Origin of the sequence: Roseateles depolymerans, assembly GCF_003387155.1 — a bacterium.
Taxonomy (GTDB): Bacteria; Pseudomonadota; Gammaproteobacteria; order Burkholderiales; family Burkholderiaceae_C; genus Roseateles; species Roseateles depolymerans.
This window is the reverse complement of record NZ_QUMT01000002.1, coordinates 1,184,483-1,203,497: the sequence shown is the minus strand read 5'-3', so window position 1 is coordinate 1,203,497 and position 19,015 is coordinate 1,184,483. Positions and strand designations below refer to the sequence as shown.

16 protein-coding genes are annotated in these 19,015 nt (G+C 67.6%); 10 read left to right on the top strand and 6 right to left on the bottom strand.

The features are described 5' to 3' along the window. Positions 1–27: 27 nt before the first annotated feature. Positions 28–1,089: a Bug family tripartite tricarboxylate transporter substrate binding protein gene (locus DES44_RS13145; RefSeq protein ID WP_375137527.1), complete on the bottom strand. Its 1,062-nt coding sequence runs from the start codon at positions 1,087–1,089 to the stop codon at positions 28–30. A gap of 203 nt (positions 1,090–1,292) precedes the next feature. Here DES44_RS13145 and DES44_RS24695 point away from each other — a divergent pair, with 203 nt between their 5' ends. The 4 genes from DES44_RS24695 (at position 1,293) to DES44_RS13125 (ending at position 6,746) form a co-directional block, all read left to right on the top strand. After that, the gene (locus DES44_RS24695) at positions 1,293–1,520 is read left to right on the top strand and encodes a hypothetical protein (RefSeq protein WP_147307081.1); all 228 of its coding nucleotides are present in this window, start codon (positions 1,293–1,295) and stop codon (positions 1,518–1,520) included. Between the two features lie 7 nt (positions 1,521–1,527). Beyond that, on the top strand, positions 1,528–4,143 hold the full coding sequence (locus DES44_RS13135) for a cation-translocating P-type ATPase (protein ID WP_058935334.1): 2,616 nt from the start codon (positions 1,528–1,530) through the stop codon (positions 4,141–4,143). Positions 4,144–4,160: 17 nt separating this feature from the next. Beyond that, positions 4,161–5,543, top strand: a complete 1,383-nt coding sequence (locus tag DES44_RS13130) for an MBL fold metallo-hydrolase (protein ID WP_058935333.1) — start codon at positions 4,161–4,163, stop codon at positions 5,541–5,543. A 102-nt stretch (positions 5,544–5,645) separates the two neighbouring features. Next, the gene (locus DES44_RS13125; RefSeq protein WP_058935332.1) at positions 5,646–6,746 is read left to right on the top strand and encodes an NAD(P)/FAD-dependent oxidoreductase; all 1,101 of its coding nucleotides are present in this window, start codon (positions 5,646–5,648) and stop codon (positions 6,744–6,746) included. A gap of 15 nt (positions 6,747–6,761) precedes the next feature. On the opposite strand, the gene DES44_RS13120 is transcribed toward DES44_RS13125, so the two are convergent. Beyond that, complete coding sequence (locus DES44_RS13120) at positions 6,762–8,690, bottom strand: RecQ family ATP-dependent DNA helicase (RefSeq protein ID WP_058935331.1); 1,929 nt, start codon at positions 8,688–8,690, stop codon at positions 6,762–6,764. 124 nt (positions 8,691–8,814) lie between these two features. Between DES44_RS13120 and DES44_RS13115 the strand changes: the two genes are divergently transcribed. Then, positions 8,815–8,970 (top strand): DUF3309 family protein, encoded by a 156-nt coding sequence (locus DES44_RS13115; RefSeq protein ID WP_083525621.1) that lies wholly within the window; start codon positions 8,815–8,817, stop codon positions 8,968–8,970. 140 nt (positions 8,971–9,110) lie between these two features. Here DES44_RS13115 and uraH read toward each other — a convergent pair whose 3' ends face one another. Together uraH and DES44_RS13105 are read right to left on the bottom strand one after the other, a co-directional pair. Continuing rightward, the gene (uraH, locus tag DES44_RS13110) at positions 9,111–9,533 is read right to left on the bottom strand and encodes a hydroxyisourate hydrolase (RefSeq protein WP_232309777.1); all 423 of its coding nucleotides are present in this window, start codon (positions 9,531–9,533) and stop codon (positions 9,111–9,113) included. Positions 9,534–9,573: 40 nt separating this feature from the next. Then, on the bottom strand, positions 9,574–9,984 hold the full coding sequence (locus DES44_RS13105; RefSeq protein ID WP_232309776.1) for a GlcG/HbpS family heme-binding protein: 411 nt from the start codon (positions 9,982–9,984) through the stop codon (positions 9,574–9,576). Positions 9,985–10,232: 248 nt separating this feature from the next. Between DES44_RS13105 and DES44_RS13100 the strand changes: the two genes are divergently transcribed. From DES44_RS13100 to DES44_RS13085, 4 genes are all read left to right on the top strand, one after another. Beyond that, a complete protein-coding gene (locus tag DES44_RS13100) occupies positions 10,233–10,913 on the top strand; it encodes a heavy metal response regulator transcription factor (RefSeq protein WP_058935329.1) in 681 nt (226 codons plus the stop codon). Beyond that, positions 10,910–12,460 (top strand): heavy metal sensor histidine kinase, encoded by a 1,551-nt coding sequence (locus DES44_RS13095; protein ID WP_058935328.1) that lies wholly within the window; start codon positions 10,910–10,912, stop codon positions 12,458–12,460. Before DES44_RS13100 ends, DES44_RS13095 begins: the two co-directional genes overlap by 4 nt. A gap of 342 nt (positions 12,461–12,802) precedes the next feature. Beyond that, complete coding sequence (locus DES44_RS13090) at positions 12,803–13,723, top strand: RNA ligase family protein (protein ID WP_058935327.1); 921 nt, start codon at positions 12,803–12,805, stop codon at positions 13,721–13,723. 27 nt (positions 13,724–13,750) lie between these two features. Beyond that, a complete protein-coding gene (locus tag DES44_RS13085; protein WP_375137518.1) occupies positions 13,751–14,902 on the top strand; it encodes an AAA family ATPase in 1,152 nt (383 codons plus the stop codon). 30 nt (positions 14,903–14,932) lie between these two features. Here the strand turns inward: DES44_RS13085 and DES44_RS13080 are convergent, their stop codons facing one another. Together DES44_RS13080 and DES44_RS13075 are read right to left on the bottom strand one after the other, a co-directional pair. Continuing rightward, the gene (locus DES44_RS13080; protein ID WP_058935326.1) at positions 14,933–16,324 is read right to left on the bottom strand and encodes a 3-oxoacyl-ACP reductase; all 1,392 of its coding nucleotides are present in this window, start codon (positions 16,322–16,324) and stop codon (positions 14,933–14,935) included. A 180-nt stretch (positions 16,325–16,504) separates the two neighbouring features. After that, positions 16,505–17,905 (bottom strand): heavy metal sensor histidine kinase, encoded by a 1,401-nt coding sequence (locus DES44_RS13075; protein ID WP_058935325.1) that lies wholly within the window; start codon positions 17,903–17,905, stop codon positions 16,505–16,507. A 282-nt stretch (positions 17,906–18,187) separates the two neighbouring features. Between DES44_RS13075 and DES44_RS13070 the strand changes: the two genes are divergently transcribed. After that, positions 18,188–18,628, top strand: a complete 441-nt coding sequence (locus DES44_RS13070) for a DUF4148 domain-containing protein (protein ID WP_058935324.1) — start codon at positions 18,188–18,190, stop codon at positions 18,626–18,628. Positions 18,629–19,015 lie beyond the last annotated feature (387 nt).

Below are 19,015 nucleotides of genomic sequence, written 5' to 3'. Positions count from 1 at the left end.
GCGCAAGCGGCGCAAGCGGCGACGGGGTCAATCCAGCGCGATGTTCAAGCGCTTGACGATGTCCGCGTACTTGGATGATTCGGCCGCCATGAAGCGGCTGAATGGATCTCGCGTTACCGGAAATGGCTCATAGCCGAAGGTGGCATAACGCTGCCGCAGGTCCGGCTCGTCCAGCGCGGCTTCGATGTCGCGCTGGATTTTGTCCGCCACCGCCTTGGGCAGATGGCGCGGGGCCGCCAGGGTGGTCCAGCCGGTCACCTCATAACCGGCCGGACCGCCGGACTCGGCAACGGTCGGCAGGTCCGGGAAAGCGGGGAGGCGATGCGGCGCGGCCACGGCAATGAAGCGGATGCGGCCCGCTCTTTGCAGCGGCCCTGCCGTGGCCATGGACCCGAGCGCGAAGTCCAGCTCGCCGCTGGCCACGGCGGCGTAAAGCATGGAGGTGTCCTTGTAGACGACATGCTGCATCTGCGTGTGGGTCAAGGCCTCCAGCTGGGCGGCGCCCAGATGCACCGCATTGCCCACCGACCATGAACCGTAGTTCAGCGCGCCGGGACGGGCCTTGGCTTCGGCCACGAGGTCTGCGACCGTCTTGTACTTGCTGGAGGCGGCAACGCCGACAAAGAAGTAGGTGCGGAACAGGGGCGTGAGGGGGTCGAAATCCTTCACCGGGTCATAGGGCAGTTTCTTGAACAGATGCGGGTAGACCACCAGGTGCACGTTGTCCAGCTGGATCAGGTCGTGGCCGTCCTGCGCGCCTCGCTTGAAGGCATCGATGGCCAGGAAGCCATTGGCGCCCGGCTTGTTTTCCACGATGACTGGCTTGCCCCATTTTTTCTGGAGCTTCTCGGCCACCATGCGCGCCACGGTCTCAGGGCCGGCGCCGGGCGGGAAGGGGGTGAGGATGCGCACGGGCCGGGTGGGCCAGTCGGTGGCGCTGCGGGTGGCGACGCTGCTGGCGGCATTGCCGGTGGCATTGCTGGCGGCGGCGCCGCTGGTTTGGGATTGAGCGCTGGCCGTCGACAGCGCAACTGGACCCAGGGCCGTCGCTGCGGCCAGCACGCCCAGCGCCTGAGCCGTTTGCCGCAGGGCGTGTCTGCGACGCAAGGGGGGAGTCACGGGGGTCAATGCGGTCTCCATCTGTTCTTGTGTGCCGAGGGCGGCGCTTGTCGGTCGATGCCCGCTTGGAGGCTGGTGGCACCGCTCGCTGCGACGGGAGCAAGTTTGCGCGATATCAAGGCCGCGCCAAGCGGCGCGCCTACATTGCAGTCTTGCATCCACTGGAGACTGCCATGCTGGAGATTAACCCGTCCGTTGTGCCGTCCCGGCGCACCCGCGATTGCGGAGCCAAGTCCCCGACCGGCAGTCTCGCCGTCGGCTCCAGTGAAGAGACCCAGGACCCCGCCCTGATCCTGCTGGGCCTGTGGATGGCCTGGCCCAATGCCTGCCTGACCTGGCAGCGTGAGGTGCATGACACCTGGGTCGCCATTTGGTCCGGTGGCGTGCCACTGGACGGATGAGCCCGGCATGCGGGCCTCTGCGGGTCTGACGTCCGCGCAGGTGACCCAGCGCCGCCAGGTGTCGGGCTACAACGACCTGGCGCGCGCCAAGCCCTCTCGGTGGTCGGCCTTGCTCGCCAGCGTCGTGCGGGAGCCGATGTTTGTGCTGCTGCTGCTCGCCGCTTCGCTCTATGTGCTGATTGGCGACCTGGGTGAGGGGCTGATGCTGGGATGCTTTGCGCTCCTGAGCGTGGGGCTGGTGATCTTTCAGGAATGGCGCAGCGCACGGGCCCTGGACGCCTTGCGGGAGCTGAGTGCACCGAAGGTACGGGTGCAGCGAGACGGCGCCGCCTGCGTGATCGACGCCCGGGAGCTGGTGCCCGGTGACACCTTGCTGATCGGCGAGGGCGAGCGGGTGGGGGCGGACGCCGTTGTCATCGCCTCCAGCGGCCTGTCCGTGGATGAATCGATGCTGACCGGCGAGTCGGCGCCGGTCGCCAAGGTGGCGGCGGGCCCCAACTGGCAAGCCGCGTGGCCGACCCGCGAAGGTGCTGCGGACAGCCCGGTAGCGAGTTCCTTTAGCGGCGCCAGGCCTTCTGGCTGCGAGGACAGCCAGGTGTTTGCCGGCACCCTCGTGGTCCGGGGAGAAGGCGTCGCCGAAGTGGTGGCCATTGGCGAAGACTCCCAGCTCGGCCGCATCGGCGCGTCGCTGGCAGGCATGGAACAGGTTCGCTCCCCGCTGGAGGAGCAGATCCGGCGCCTGGCGTTGGCGTTCTCCGTGCTGGCCCTGGCCAGTTGTGCGGCCCTGGCGCTGTGGTACGGGGCCCTGCATGGCCGGTGGCTGGAGGGCCTTCTGGCGGCGATCGCCCTCGGGATGTCCATGCTTCCCGAAGAGTTTCCGATGGTGCTTTCCGTGTTCTTTGCCTTGGGAGCCTGGCGGATGAGCCGGATCCGGGTGCTGGTCAGGCGATCCGCGGTCATCGAGGCGCTGGGGGCGTGCACCGTCCTCTGTCTGGACAAGACGGGGACCATGACCGAGAACCGGATGGCGGTGCGGGCATTGCACGTCGCTGGCAACCGCCTGATGCTGCCGGCGGATCGGAGCCAACGCAAGGCCCAGATCTCGCAACTCTCGCCCAGCGGGCGTGGCCTGATCGTGGCGGCGCAGGCCGCGGTGAGTCCGGGCAGCGTGGATCCGATGGACCTCGACATCCTGTCCCTGCCCATCGAGTCCCACGGGTTGAGTGACCTGCAGCAAGACTGGCTTGCGCAGGACCGACGCCTCGTCAGGCACGATGGGATGACGCCGGAATGCCTGGTCATGGCCAACCTCTGGAGCGGGGCCCATGGCCGCTGGTGTGCGGCCAAGGGTGCTCCGGAGGCGGTGGCGCGGCTCTGCGGCCTTGGCGGCGAGGAGCTGGCCACGTTGAACGCGCAGATCCTTGCGCTGGCCGCGCAGGGCCTTCGGGTCATTGCCGTGGCGCAGTCCCGGTGCGCCGAAGACACGCCTGCCGCGCTGCACGATCAGGCATTCCAGTTCACAGGCCTGTTGGCCTTTGAAGATCCCCTGCGCCCGGCGGTCCCGCCCGCGATCGCTGATGCCCGGGCGGCTGGCATTGCCGTCTTCATGATCACGGGCGATCACGTCGCCACGGCGATGGCCATTGCGGGCCAGGCTGGGATTGACGTCAGTGGCGGGGTGCTGGAGGGCGCTGCCCTGGAGGGTCTGAGCGACCTCGATCTGCGCGAGGCCGTTCGACAGGTGAGGGTGTTTGCCCGCGTGCGTCCGCAGCACAAGCTGCGCATCGTCCAGGCACTCCGAGCCAACGATGAAGTCGTGGCCATGACCGGGGACGGCGTGAATGACGCGCCCGCGCTGCATGCCGCGCATGCCGGCATTGCGATGGGGCGACGCGGCACCGACGTGGCGAGGGAGGCCGCAGGGATCGTCCTGCTGGACGACGACGTCAGTCACATCATCGGCGGTATCCGCCTGGGGCGGAGGATCTACGACAACCTGCTCAAGGCCATCGCCTACATCGCCGCCATCCATGTGCCAATTGCCGGCCTGACCTTGCTCCCGCTGCTCATCGGCTTGCCGCCCCTGATGGGGCCGGTGCATGTGGTGCTGGTGGAGATGGTGGTGGATCCGATGTGCTCGCTGGCGTTCGAGAACGCGCCGGCGTCCTCGGACCTGATGCAGCGTCCACCACGCCGCCGGGGCGGAACCGTCCCGGCCCTTCGGCACCTGACCACCGGGCTCCTCCAGGGAGGGCTGCTGTTGGTCGCCACCCTGGCGGTGTACTGCGTTGCGCTGCGATGGGATCTGCCGGCGGAGGAGGCCCGCACGCTGGCCATTGTTGCGTTGATGGTCGGCAACCTGATGCTGGTCGCGCAGAACGTCATGCTCGGCAATGGATGGCGGTCGCTGACGGAACCCGGCGCACATGCGTATTGGCTGGTGGCCCTCGTGACCGTCGCACTTTTCGCCGGGCTGATCGCCTGGACGCCAGGTCGGACGTTGCTGCGCATGGCGCAGCCGTCGGCGATGGGCCTGGCCGCGGCCATCCTCGCGGTGCTGGTGGTGTCGCTGGTGGCAGCGCAGCTGTCGAAGCGGCGCTTGGTGGCCGCTGCCTTCCCTTGAAGCCCTGGAGGTCGATCATGAGTACCATCCCGCACGCGCGGCTGCAGTTTCTCGGTGCCGTGGGCACCGTCACCGGGTCGCGTTATCTCATTGACCATGAAGGCCGGCGGCTGTTGGTGGACTGCGGACTCTTCCAGGGGCTCAAGCAGTTGCGCCTGCGCAATTGGGCGCCTTTTCCCGTCGAGCCCGCCTCCATCGATGCGGTGATCCTCACCCACGCGCACCTGGATCACAGTGGCTACCTTCCCCGGCTCATGGAGGAAGGGTTCTCCGGACCCGTGCATGTGACGCCCGGCACGGCGGACCTCCTGCCCATTCTGCTGCGCGACGCCGGGCGGCTGCAGGAGGAGGACGCGCGTTATGCCAATCGCCATCATTTCAGCAAGCATGCGGCGGCCTTGCCGCTCTATACCGAAGCGATGGCGGAGCGGGTGCTGAATCATGTGAAGGCCCATCGATTCGGTGAACGCTTTGATGTGTTGCCAGGGTGGCAAGCCACCTTCAGCCATGCGGGGCACATCATCGGTGCTGCCAGCGTGCACCTGGCCGGAGGATTCGGCTCGCTGCTGTTCTCGGGCGACCTGGGACGCTCCGATGATCCCATGATGCTGCCGCCCGCGCCCGCACCGGATGCGGACATCGTGGTGGTGGAGTCGACCTATGGGGATCGGCGTCACCCGGTCCCGCCGGGCGACGATGAGCTCGCACAGATCCTTTCACGCACGGCCGCGCGCGGCGGAACGACGCTGATCCCGGCCTTTGCGGTGGGGCGGGCCCAGGCAGTGCTGCACGCCATCCTCAAGCTCAAGCGGGAACGACGAATCCCCGATCTGCCGCTGTATCTGAACAGCCCCATGGCCATGCGGGTGAGTCAGCTGCTTCGGCCTCATGCCGACGAGCAGCGCCTGACCGAGCAGGATCTGCAAGACCTGGCGGCCGAGGTCCGCTACGTGGCCTCTGAGCAAGCCTCGCGCGAATTGAACCGGCCTGCATATCCGAGCGTGATCGTGGCCGCCAGCGGCATGGCCACGGGCGGGCGCGTGCTGCACCATCTCAAGGCGCTGGCGCCGCACGCCCAGCACACCCTGCTGTTCGCCGGCTACCAGGCGATGGGCACCCGCGGCGCGGCACTGGTGGCGGGCGCGGAGCGCATCCGCCTGCATGGGGAATGGATCCCCGTGCGTGCGGAAGTCCGTCAGCTGCAGGGCATGTCCTCACACGCGGACCAGGAACAGTTGCTGCAATGGCTGGCCACCCCCACGCGGCGGCCCAGGCGCGTGTACGTCACCCATGGCGAGCCGACCGCGTCAGACACGTTGCGCCAGGCCATCGAAGAGCGAATGGGCGGGACGGTCTCGGTGCCGGAGTTTCTCGATCAGGTCGAGCTGCCGCTCGATTGATGCGTCGGCTCAGGGGACCTGGGAAGGGGTGGGTTCCGCGACGCTGATCGTTCGACGTTCATAATGCCCTCCACTCTGTGCATCGAAGAGAACGGAACCCGGATGGAGCAAGTGGACTGCATCGTGATCGGCGCGGGCGTGGTTGGCCTGGCGGTGGCGCGGGAGATGTCGCAGCGCGGCCTGGAGACGCTGGTGCTGGAGCAGGGCACGGACATCGGCACGGGCACCAGCTCCCGCAACAGCGAGGTCATTCACGCCGGCATCTACTACCCCACCGGATCGCTCAAGGCCGAGCTGTGCGTGCGCGGCAAGGCGCTGCTGTATGACTACTGCGCGGCACGCGGCGTGGCGCATCAGCGCTGCGGCAAGTTCATCGTGGCCACGTCCGTGGAACAGCAGGCCAAGCTGGAACAGCTCGCCGACACCGGTCGCCGCAACGGCGTGCAGGAGCTGGCCATGATGACCGGCGCGCAGGCCATGAGCCGCGAGACCTCGCTGCAATGCGTCGCCGCGCTGGACAGCCGTTCCACCGGCATCGTCGACAGCCATGGGCTGATGCTGGCACTGCGGGGGGATTTCGAGGCGTCGGGCGGCATGGTGGCGTTTGATGCGCCGGTGCTGTCCGGGGACTGCGGCGAACAGGGCATCCAGCTGGAGATCGGCGGGGCGGAGCCGATGGAGATCCAGGCTGCTGTGGTGATCAATGCAGCCGGTCTCGGGGCGCAGCGGGTGGCAGCAGGCCTGCACGGCATGCCGCAGGCGCTGGTGCCGCCGCTGCATCTGGCCAAGGGCAACTACTACAGCCTGCGGGGACGGGCGCCGTTCTCGCGACTGGTCTATCCGGTGCCGGAGCCGGGAGGGCTGGGCGTGCATCTGACCCTGGACCTGGGCGGACAGGCACGATTCGGCCCCGATGTGGAGTGGGTCGAGTCGGAGGACTACCGGGTGGATCCCCGCCGGGCGGATGCGTTTTATGCGGAGATCCGGCGCTACTGGCCTGGGCTGCCGGACGGCGCATTGCAGCCCGCGTATTCGGGCATCCGGCCCAAGATCAGCGGCCCTGGCGAAGCCGCCGCGGACTTCCTGCTGCAGGGGCCGGCGCAGCATGGCCAGGCGGGCTTGATGAACCTGTTCGGCATCGAGTCGCCCGGGCTGACGGCCTCCCTGGCGCTGGCCGAGCGCGTGGCCGAGCTGATGGTGTGAGGCCGACTCGGCGCGTCACGCCGCTTTTCGCGGCTTGGGCATCCTGGCCTTGCGCACGAACGACGGCAGGAAGCTGCGCTCTTCACGGCCGAATCGCACCGTCACGCTCTCCGTGCTGGCGCTGATCACTTCTCCAAGGCCATAACGCGGCACGCGCACGATGTCGCCGGGCTGGAAGGCAGGGGGCGGTGATGCTGCCGGGGTGGACCTGGCGGGCGCCTTCGCGCCTTGAGCGTGGCTCGCCCCCTCGCTGCCGATGGCGCCCGTGGACCTGGCGCCGGACAGCGCCGCCTCGATGGGCGTGACGTTGCTACCCGTCTGGGTGTGAGCACGGGCGCCCGTCGCCGCGTCTCCTTTCGCGGAAGATGCCGCCTCCCGCTCCACCTCATCCGCCGCTTCCGCCACCGCTTCCCGGAGCCGCAACTCCTGCTGATGGACGTCCATCCGCTGACAGTTGTCGCAGCCGTGGCACCGCTGGACATCCTGCCCCTCACCAAAGGCCTCCAGCAGCACCTGCCAGCGGCACAGGCCCGTCTGCGCGTAGAACACCATCTGCTCCAGCCGTTTGCGGTCCTGCTCTTCCTTGTCTTCGTAGCGCTGCAGCGTCTCGGCCAGGGCGTCCCGGTCACCCGGCGGCGGATCCACCAGACGCAGGCCGCCGTGCTCATCACGGTCCAGCCAGCCTTCGCGCTCCAGCAGCCCCGTCAGCACCTTCAGCTTGTTGAGCGGGCGCTGCAGTCGTTCATGCAGCGCTTCCAGCGTCCAGGCAGCAGGCCCATCCGCGGGAACGGGCGGGGCCGTGCGAAGCGCCTCCTGCAAGGCTGTCGCATCTTCCGGGCGGGGATACCGGCCGTTCAGGAAGAACTGCTGCACCGCCTTGTCGCTGTGGACAAACAGCAGCGTGCAGTCGGCCGGCTGACCGTCACGGCCGGCGCGGCCGGATTCCTGGTAGTAGACATCCAGCCCGGCGGGCAACTGGTAGTGGATGACCTGGCGGATGTCCGCCTTGTCGATGCCCAGCCCGAACGCATTGGTGGCCACCATCACCGGGGACTGGCCGGACATGAAGGCCTCCTGCGCCGCCTGCCGCTGGGCCGCACGCAGGCGGCCGTGATAGAGCACCGCGTCATGGCCTGCGTCGCGCAGCGCCTGATGGGCTGCCTCGGCGGCCTTCACCGTGGCGGTGTAGACGATGGACGGCCCCTGGCGCTCCGCGACCCGTTGCAACAGGCGCTGGCGCTTGTCGTCCTCATCGGCCAGAGGCTCGACGCGGTAGCGCAGGTTGGCGCGGAAGCTGCTGGCCGCCAGGCAGCCGCTGCGCGGGATGCGCAATTGCTCCGCAATATCGGCCATCACTTCGTCGGTGGCCGTGGCGGTCAGGGCCAGCACGGTTGGCCGGCCCAGTCGCTGGACGGCCTCGCCGATCTTGAGGAAGGCGGGCCGGAAGTCATGGCCCCATTCACAAATGCAGTGGGCTTCATCCACGACCAGGAGGTCGGTCGGGCCGGAGGCGGCGAGGGCAGTCAGCCACTCGTCGTCGCTCAGGCGCTCAGGCGTGACCAGCACCACCTTGGCCGAGCCGTCCAGGGCCGCTTCATTTTGCTGGCGCAGCGTGGCGGCATCCAGGCCGCTGTGGAGCTGGACCGCGGCCACGCCCAGGCCATTGAGGCGTTCGCATTGGTCCTGCATCAAGGCAATCAGTGGGGAGACGACCAGGGTGCGGTGGGGCAGCAAGCTGGCGGGCACCTGGAAGCACAAGGACTTGCCCGCGCCGGTGGGCATGACGGACAGCGTGTTGAGCCCGCGCAGCACCCGGTCCACCACTTCTTCCTGGCCGGGCCGCCAGCGACGCAGGCCGAATCGCTGGAGCTGCTGCTGCAGCTGGCGTGGGGACGGGAGGGCCGCGGCGGCGGCGCGAGGGGCGCGGGAGGGACGTGTGGGCATGACGCTTTCTGGGCAAGTCTCGCGCCCACCGGCCCCGAGTCAGGGGGACTGGGCACAGCCATTGCCAGATGGGCGGACGGGGATCGATCCCCGCTTCGACCCACAACTCAAACGGAGTCCACCCATGATCAGCACCATCCTGCTCGTCATTCTGATCCTGCTTCTGATCGGCGCGCTGCCGACCTGGCCGCACAGCCGCGAATGGGGCTACTACCCCAGCGGCGGCCTGGGCCTGGTGGTGGTGATCCTGCTCGTCCTGCTGCTGTTGGGATACATCTAAGCCCTCTAAAAGCCCCCGCCGCCCGCGCATCGCCTCAGGGCCACGGGCCTGACGGCGATGGCGATGGCGCCACGCACAAACCTTGCGGCGTGGGCCCTTAGGGGCGGACGGGCCAGAGAGCTCTCAACGGGCCCGCCCGTTCAGTTGCCCCGATAGGTCGAGAAGCCGTAGGGGCTGAGCAGCAGCGGCACGTGATAGTGCTGCTGTGCGCTGTCCACGCGGAACACCACCGGGATTTCCGGGAAGAAACTCGGCTGGTGTTTCCTGGCGTAGAAATCGCCCGTGCGGAACACCACGCGGTAGTCGCCAGTCCGCCACTGGTCCAGCGCCTTGGCGGGCACGAGGGCGCGGATGCGTCCCTGTGCATCCGTGGTGCCGCTGCCCAGCGGCTGCCACTCTCCGCCGTCCCCGCGGCGTTCCAGGTCGACCTGGATGCCGGGCGACGGTTGACCGGTTTGCAGGTCCAGTACGTGCACGCTCAGCGGGTTCTGGGCCTCGGCCCGTGCGGGCAGGGCGGCGGTGCCCAATTGGGCGGCCAGCAGGGCGGCAGCAATCATCGACATACGCATCGTCAGACTCCTTTGGGGGTTCATGCAATCAGGTTCAAGGGGTGGCTGTTGTGGCAGCAAACGCTTGTGCGGCGGACTGTGCACAGCGGTCATCGTTCTCCGGACCGCCACCCCCCGCCACGCCAACGGCGCCTACGACTGCCTCTGCACGTCTCACCGGCACGCCGCCGCCGAGCAACAGGAGCTCCGGCAGATATTGCAGCGCGGCCGTGTCCGGTTGGCTTCGGGCCTGCCGACCCAGCATCAGCGTGCTCTGTTTCGTGGACAGGGCGGTGAAGGCCTTGCGCCGGGCCGCCTCCAGGTTGTGGGGGCCGACCGACGGATTGCGCAGCAGCAGCAAGCTCTGCCCACTGGCATCCACCACGCCGACGGCGATCTCACGTCCCAGCGCCTGGCAGGCGGCTTGGGCATTTGACGCCAGCGTCTGGGCCTCCTCCAACGTCAAGGGGTGATTGGCAGGCGCTGCATGGAGGCTGCTGGCGGCCCCGAGAGCCATCGTCAAGGCCCACAGTGAAGGCGATTTTTCGGACGACATTGTGGTCACCAGGGGCCGGGGAGAGCGGTGTTTGGAAGACATGCCGCCACTGTAGAAACCGGTCGCTGCTGCGACGCTGACGGTTTGATGACATCTTTGCCATCGACCCTCTCGCGCGCTTCAGGCATCCTCACGCCCTGGCGAACAAGGAGACTGTTTTGCGCATTCTGGTGGTGGAGGACGAAGCCCGCGCGGGCGACTACCTCAAGCAGGGGCTGGGCGAAGCCGGCTTCGTGGTGGACATGGCCGCCGATGGCCACACCGGCCTGCATCTGGCCGTCGAGCAGCCCTACGACCTGATCGTGCTGGACGTGATGCTGCCCGGGCTGGACGGCTGGACCGTGCTCAAACGCCTGCGGCAGACGGCGGCTGGACGTCAGGTCCCGGTGCTGTTCCTGAGCGCCAGAGACGCGTTGGCCGATCGTGTCCATGGCCTGGAGCTGGGGGCTGATGATTACCTGGTCAAGCCCTTCGCATTTGCTGAATTGCTGGCCCGCATCCGGACCTTGCTGCGACGAGGCCCGCAGCGGGAAGAAGATGTGCTGGTGCTGGACGATCTGCGGCTGAACGTCCCGGCGCGCACCGTCACCCGAGGCGGGCAACGGCTGCATTTGAGCGCTCGCGAATTCAACTTGCTGCACCTGCTGATGCGCCGCCAGGGGGAGGTGCTGTCGCGCAGCGAGATCGCCTCCCACATCTGGGACATGAATTTCGACAGCGACACCAACGTGGTGGACGTCGCCATGCGGCGTCTTCGCCTGCGCATCAATGATCCGGTGCCGGGGCGCCTGATCCATGCGGTGCGCGGCATGGGCTACGTGTGCGAGCTGCGCGAATGAGGCTGGCGCTGTCCCTGACCTGGCGACTGGGCCTGTCCGGCGCGCTGTTGGCCGCGCTGGCGAGTGCCCTGCTGGGGGCTTATCTGTTCAGCTCCTTCGAGCAGCAATTGCTGCGCCGGGACGATGTGCAACTGCTGGGCAAGATGCGCCAGTTGCGCCAGTTGCTCGGTCACAGCGGGACCCCCGAGCTGCTGGTGCTGCAGGCCGATTACCTGCGCGACACCATGAGCGGCGAGAGCAATGCGCTGATCGAGATCCATGCGCCGCCTGCACAAGGCGGGCGCGTGCTGCTGTCGATCAATCCACCGGGACTGCCGCTGCCCGCGACGGCGCCGCTGCCGCTGGATCAGGAACCGGCCCCGCAGCATCTGTCGCACTGGACCACGCCGGACGGCGTGCCCGCCGCCGGCCTCACGGCCTGGGCCCGGCTGGGGGAGGACGCGGTGCCGATGCAGGTAGAGGTGCGTTTGGCCCGGCTCTATCCGGAGCGACGCGCGTTGCTGGCGGAGTATCGGTGGCGCATTGCCGCCGCCAGTCTTGCAGCGGGATGCCTGGCCGCCGGGCTGGTGCTGGCGCTGATCTGGCAGGGCTTGTCCCCGCTGCGCCGGTTGCGGGCGCAGACGGCGGCCATCGGGCCGCAGAGTCTGGGCTTGCGGCTGGAGACGGCAGACGCGCCCGCCGAATTCCGGCCTTGGGTGGAGGGGCTGAATGCGATGCTGTCCCGCCTGGAGCAGGGCTATGCCCAGTTGAATCAATTCGCCGCCGATCTGGCCCATGAGATGCGCACGCCGCTGGCCACGCTCACCGGCCAGAGTCAGGTGATGCTCAGCCGGACGCGGACGGAGGCGGAATACGCCGCCTTGATGGAGTCACAACTGCAGGAGCTGGAGCGCCTGAACCGCATGGTCGATAGCCTGCTGTTCCTGGCGCGCAGTGAGCATCAGGCAATGGCGGGTGCTTTGCAGGCCCAGACCTTGTCTGCCGGTGCGGAACTGGCACGGCAGGCCGACTACTTTGGGGACCTTGCCGAGGAGCGCGGACTGAGTCTGCAGTGCGATGGCGATGCCCAGCTTCAGGCCGAGCCGCAGCTGCTGCGACGGGCATTGGCCAATCTGATCTCCAATGCGTTGCGTCATGCACGGCCTGGGACTTGTGTGGAATTGAGGGTTCGGCTGGAGCCGTCACGGGCATCGGCGTCTGGCTCCGGCTCCGGCACCGGCTTACGACCGAGGCCAGAGCATGAACAGCCCGGTGTGGTCCTGGAAGTGATCAACGAAGGCGACCCATTGCCGCCACAGGTGCTGTCGCGCCTGTTTGACCGCTTCTACCGGACCGACGAATCACGCCACCGCGATGCCGGCGGCAGCGGCCTGGGTCTGGCCATCGTCCGCGCCATCATGGCCTTGCATGGCGGCACGGCGGAAGTGCGGCAGGTGTCCGCGGAGCGCATTGCGTTTGTGCTGCGGTTTCCAGCACTGGCGTCCACGCAGTCGTCTTTGCATGCACAGTCTTGTGAATCGTCGCCGCCCAATCACGAGAACGGTTGACGCCATTTCAATTCGCATGAACAATCGCGCCCGTCTTCAACCTCGCTTTGCCTGGAGCCCCCTCGTGCCCCGCAAGTCCGTCACCCGCTAATCGCCGACGACTGCCTCCTGCAGCCATCGTGTCGGCGCCGTCTGCGCCCATGAAGGCCGCGGCACGGGTTCCTGCTCTCCGCACGCTTGCCATGAAGCGGGCGGCGCCCGAATCCCCCGCTTCTTTCCCCCGCGACTCCGTTGTTCGGCCTTGAGGCCGAAGGCGGTGACCTGTCTGCGCCTTTCACGTTCGTCGGTTCCTCACTTCAGGAATGAATCCGTCTGCGCCAACAAGGCAGACGGCCGACGAAGATGTCTCTAAACGAACTGCACTCCTTGCCGCTGCTGCGGTATCCCCGCACCGTCCATCTGGCAGGCAGCCGCCTGCAGGCCGGTGATTCCGGCCACGACCAGACGCCGTTGGCCGCACTGGCCGGCTGCCATGTCGTCATTGAAGAAAAACTGGACGGCGCCAATGCGGGCCTGTCCTTCAGTGAGGGTGGCGACCTGCTGCTGCAATCCCGCGGCCACTACCTGACCGGCGGTTATGGCGAACGACAGTTCGCGCTCTTCAAGCGCTTTGCCGCGGCGCACGAATCACGTCTGCTGGAGCGGCTGGAGGACCGCTACGTCCTGTATGGCGAATGGCTCTATGCCAAGCACAGCGTCTGGTATGACCGGCTGCCCCACTGGTTCCAGGAGTTCGACATCTTCGACCGCCAGGCCGGTGTGTTCCTCTCGACCCCGCGCCGGCAGGCCTTGCTCGCCGGCTCGCCGGTGATGTCGGTGCCGGTGCTGTATGAAGGGCCGATGCCGACGAGGGCCGACCTGCTGTGGGCCCTGGTGCGTCCGTCGCTGGCGAAGTCGACCGGGTGGCGGGAGGCCTTTGAGGCTGCGGTTCACCGGCAGCAATTGCCGCTGCCGCTGACCTGGCAGCAGACGGACCGGCACGACGAATCGGAAGGGCTCTACCTGAAGGTGGAGGACGCGCAGCAGGTACGCGCCCGCTACAAGTTGGTGCGGCCGTCGTTCACGCAGACCCTGTTGGACGCCGGTGACCATCACGCCAGGCGGCCCATCCTGCCCAACCAGTTGGCGCAGGGAGTAGACCTGTATGCGCAGCAGCCCCTGGTGACTTGGGAGGACCTGGGTCTGGTGACGTTGCGGTCGCTCGAGCAGCTGTCCGCCGCTGTGCGCGAGGGCTCGCGGGCCTCTCGTCGATCGTCGCCCTGAGCGCGGCCCGACCCTCTGGAGAAGAATATGTTGACCTGGAAAAACCTGCGGGCCCTGGTGCCCGCCCTTGGGCAGACTCCCGACTACGCGGCCTGTCTGGATGCGTTCCCGGTCCTGGCGCTGGCCAAGACCACGCCGCAGGACCCCCGGCATCATGCCGAAGGGGATGTGTGGACCCATACCTGCATGGTGGTGGACGCCTTGCTGGCATTGCCGCAATGGCGCGCCGCGAGTCGCGAAGATCAGGAGACCCTGTTCTTCGCGGCGCTGCTGCACGACGTGTCCAAACACGCCACCACGGTGGTGGACCCGGTCACCGGCGCCATCGGCCAGCCGGGACATTCCCGCATGGGCGCGATCGATGCACGCGTATTGCTCTGGGACGCCGGCATGCCGTTTGAACAGCGGGAGGCGGTCTGCCGACTGATCGCCGTCCACCAACTGCCGTTCTATGTGATGGCGGATCTGCGCAGTGCGCGACCGCCGGAGTTCATCGTCCGTCAGCTGTCCTGTCGCTTGAGCCTGCCGCTGCTGGCCACGCTGGCGGAGGCGGACATGCGCGGGCGCATCTGCCAGGACCAGGCCCGGATCCTCGATCACATCGAGCTGTTTCGCGAACTCGCCCGGGAGGAGGGCTGCTACGGCCAGCCTCGTGCATTCGCCGATGCGCATACGCGCGTGAGCTATTTCCGCGGCGCGGACCTGCATCCGGACTACCCGCTGTTCCAGGAGCCCGGATCGAAGGTGACGGTGATGTGCGGGCTGCCCGCCTCCGGCAAGGATTCCTGGGTGGCGGCCCACCGGCCCGGTCTGCCGGTGGTGTCCTTCGATGACGCCCGGGCCGAGCTGGGGCTTGCGCATGGGAAGAATGAAGGTCTCGTGGCCCATGCGGCCACGGACAAGGCCAAGGCCTTGCTGCGCAGCCGCTCGCCGTTTGTGTGGAACGCGACCCACCTGAGCCAGTCCATGCGCGACAAGACCCTGGACCTGCTGTATGCCTATGGGGCCGAGGTGGAGATCGTGTATTTGGAGCAGTCTCGCAGTGAGTTGCTCAAGCGTAATCATCGGCGCGACACGTCCTTGTCGAACAAGGCACTGCTGGGCATGCTGCGCAAGTGGGAGGTGCCGGTGCCGACGGAAGCGCATCAGGTGTCCTACCTGTGCGCACCTGTCGGGTGAAGGGCCGGGGGCGAAGGCAGGTTCAGTGTCTCAGGCGCCCAACAGGGACTGCCCACACACCCGCAGCACCTCCCCCGACAGCGGCTGCGCCTGCGGTGACGCCAGGAAGGCGATGGCCTCGGCCACGTCGTCCGGGCGGCCGCCTTGCTTGAGCGAATTCAGGCGCCGGCCGGCTTCTCGGATCATCATCGGCATGCGGCCGGTCATGGCGGTTTCAATGAAACCCGGCGCCACGGCATTCACCGTGATGCCCCGGTCCCGCAGTTGGTCGGCGCGGCGGGTGACGTAGCCGATCACCCCCGCTTTGCTGGCGCTGTAGTTGGTCTGGCCCGCATTGCCGGCAATGCCACTGATGGAGGACAGGCAGACCTCACGAGCGCCGTCGCGCCACAGCGAGCGTGCATCCAGCGCTTCGTCGATCGCCAGGATGGCGGCCAGGTTCACCGTCAACACGCTGTCCCATTCCGCGGCGCTCATGCGGGCCAGCGTCCGGTCGCGGGTGATGCCGGCGTTGTGCACCATCAGGTCCAGCGGGCCCTGGGCAGCGATGGCAGCGGCCAGCGCGGCCGGCGTGGCCTCGGCAGTCAGGTCCAGCGGCAGCGCTTCCCCACCGATGCGGGCGGCCAGCGCTTCCAGCGCTTCAGACGCTGCCGGTACATCCACACACAAGACACGGAATCCGTCGAGCGACAGCCGCCGAGCGGTCGCAGCGCCGATGCCGCCTGCCGCGCCAGTCACCACCGCCAGGCGGCGCGGTGCGCCCGGGTCCGGCACCTGCCGCGCGGCAGCGTCACTGCGCCACTGCAGCACCTGCCCGGACACATAGGCGGACCGGTCGCCTCCGAAGAAGCGCAGCGCGCCCGCCAGCAGAGGCAAGGCGCCGTGAGGGGCTGCGGCGGTGGGCTCTGCAGTCGCGGACGATGCCACGTGGGGCACCCGCCCGACTTTCAGGAGATTGACCGTGCCGCCGCGCCGGCCCAGTTCCTTGGCCATTGCGCGGGCAAAGCCCTGCAGTGCCTGCGCCAGGGCAGCCAGTCGTGCGTCCAGCGCCGATGCCGGGTCCGCCGCGAACATCACCACCCGCGCTCCTGGCGTCAAGCGGGCTTGCGAGGCCTGCACCTGTCGGAACACGTCGCGCAACTGGTCCAGGGTGTGAACCGCCGTGGCGTCCACGACCAGCGTGGAGACGGGCGACTGCGCGTCTTTCACGACGGTGGCACCTTCGGCCGAGACGGTTTGCGTCAGGGCGCTGAGCAGCGGTGCCTCGCCAATGCCGATGAGATGGACCGGCCGGCCGGCCAGTTCTTCCGGCATGAATGGGCCGTCCCGGCGCGGCAGCCGCCGCGGCTGCGGCAGGCCCAGGGCATTCAGCAGTTGTCGCCCCCAGGGGTGTTGAGCCAGTTCAAGAAGTCGGTCGGTCATGGTGGCGGCGGTTCAAACGCAGAAGAGGAAAAGGCGAAGCCGCAGTGAGGCAGCGACTCAAAGCCGCAGGCGCAGTACAGGATCGGCGGTGCAGTGTAGGCCGCGACATGCAGACGGATGGGGCGCGGCGTCTGCGCCACGCGCTGACGAATCGATGGGTGCGCAACGCCACAACGCCGGTCAGACCGTGTGAACGCCCGCCACCGACTTCTGCCGCCGACGCCGCCAGCGACGCCGGGGCGAGGAGGGCAGTTCTCCGCCCATCACCGTCAGTCCCACCCGCGTCTGCTCCGGCGTCGAGGTGGCGAAGGGCGCGCCGCCATGCATGCGGGCAATGGCCGCCACGATGGACAGCCCCAGCCCGTGATGATCCGATCCGCGGGTTCGCGACGGATCGGCGCGGTAGAAGCGGTCAAACAGCCGGGGCAGATGCTCCGGCGGAATCGGCGGACCGGCATTGGTCACCGACATGCGCAGCAGCCCGCCACCCATCGCATCGATGCAGATCCGCACCACGCTGCCGCTGCGGGCATAGCGGGTGGCATTGCCCAGCAGATTGGAAAGCGCTCGCTTGAGCAGCGCCGCGTCCACGTCCCCCGCCGCATCCCCATCGACCGTCAGCTGAAGACCGGCTTCGGCAATCGCCGCTTCGTGATAGTCCGCCACATCGCGGGCCAGCGCCGCCAGGCTGGGCACGCGCTGACGCCGGGCCGTGGCACCGCTGTTGGCATGACTGAGAAACAGCATGTCGTTGATGATGCCCGCCATGCGCCGCAGCTCTTCCAGATTGGAACCGAGCTGGTCCAGCGTGGCGGCCGGCACGCCGGGCTGGCGCATCGCCAACTCGGTCGCGGTGATCAGGGTGGCGAGCGGTGTGCGCAGTTCATGGGCCACATCCGCATTGAAGCCCTCCAGCTGCGTGTAGCTGCGGTTCAGACGCTCCAGCAGGGCGTTGAACTGCTGCACCAGCGGCCGCAATTCCTCCGGCTGGTCGCTGCCGTCCAGACGCTCGTGCAAGGTGTGGGCGGCCAGCCGTCGCGTCTGGTCCACCAGCGACCGCACCGGCGCCAGCGCCATGCGCACCAGCACCATGCTGCCGACGGACACCAGCAGCGCGCCGATCAGGGAGGCCACCATCAAGGTCATGCCGAGGCGGCGCACGAACGCATCGTCCGCGCGGGTGTCCAGCCGCAGCGTGGCGATGGGGCCTTGGGTCGTGGGGAAGTCGAGGGTCCGGCCGCTGTCGGTACGGGCCTGCGTGCCAGAGATGCGGGCGTGGACGGCCCGGTCGTAGAGCGTGGTGCCGTCGGCCGTGCGCAGGGTCAGACGCAGGTCGCGATGGACATCCAGGAACTCATCCAGGCGTTTGCGCAGGTCCTCGGTGGGCAGTGCCTGGTGTTCATCGAGCAGGTGCTGCAGGAGCACCTGGTTCTGCAAAAGCGTGTCGTCCTGGCGCGTGCGCAGATCCGAGGCGGTGAGCAAATACACCGCCAGGGACATCAGCACCAGGCCGGTGAAGGTCTGCGTGGCCAGCCATAACGACAGGCGCGGCCCGACGCCGTCGGGAATGCGCCACGGCAAGCGTGTGCGTGTGTGTCCGCGTGTGTGTTCACGTGCGTGCTCGCGTGCGTGGTCACGTATGTCGGAAGGGGCCTGCGCGCGTTCAGATCGCTCCGATGAACGGCCCGCAATCACACTGCTCATACCAGCCCCGCCGAGATGACCAAAACGTAATGTGGCGGTTGGGCTGTCGACAGGGCCTGTTGACTAGAGTGGGATCCATGGCGTTGAAAAACACCGCCGCAACGGCCAGACCTTCCAGGCCCGGCCGCCATGGACCCGCTTTCAACAAGGAGAATTCTCATGCGTCGATTCCGTCCCATTCATGCTCCCCTGGGTGCTCTGGCTCTCGCCGCCGCGATCAGCGTTCCCGCATTCGCGCAGGTGGAAGAAGAGATCGCCTCGGGTCCCAAGTCCCGTGAACAAGTCGTCGCCGAGCTGGAGCAGGCCAAGGCAGACGGCGCTCTCGCTCGCATCAACAGCGAAGCCGGCTACTCGCCTGATTTCGATGAGGCAAAGGGCCTGCCCGTCCGCTATTCCAACACCCAGGGTGATGTCGACGTGTCGGTGAGCATGGACACGTCCCGCGACTTGACCTTTGCGCCGCCTGCTGCGGGTGGCAAGTCCCGTGCCCAGGTCATGGATGAGCTGGCACAGGCCCAGGCAGACGGCTCTTTGCAGAAGATGTGGAGCGACTCGGGATACGCGCCGGAGTTCGAGACGGCGCGTTCGTCGCGCTACTGAGATTCGGCTCAGCCAGTGACGACGTGACCGCAGTGCCTTCGGGCGCTCGGTGACAGCTCGGACGAACGGGGTCCCTTCGGGGGCCCCGTTCTTTTTTTTCGTCCGTAAGTCGGATCCGCTTTGGGATCTCCACTGTGGGGTTGGGCTGGCCGGTCTCGCACCGGCCGCATCTGTGTGGGGCAGGGCGCCAAAACAGTTGAAACAAGGGTGGGGCTAGACCTGGGTTACGCAACGATTGCTGACACGATGTCGGGATTTCCCTCATTACAGTCACTGCAAGTGGGAGCAAAGTGGTATTGCCTTCCTGAGGCAAACAAAAGACCAACTACATACCACTAGGCCAAAGCGGGCGCGCGTCGGGCAGCGACGCCCGGTGGGCTGTCCTTC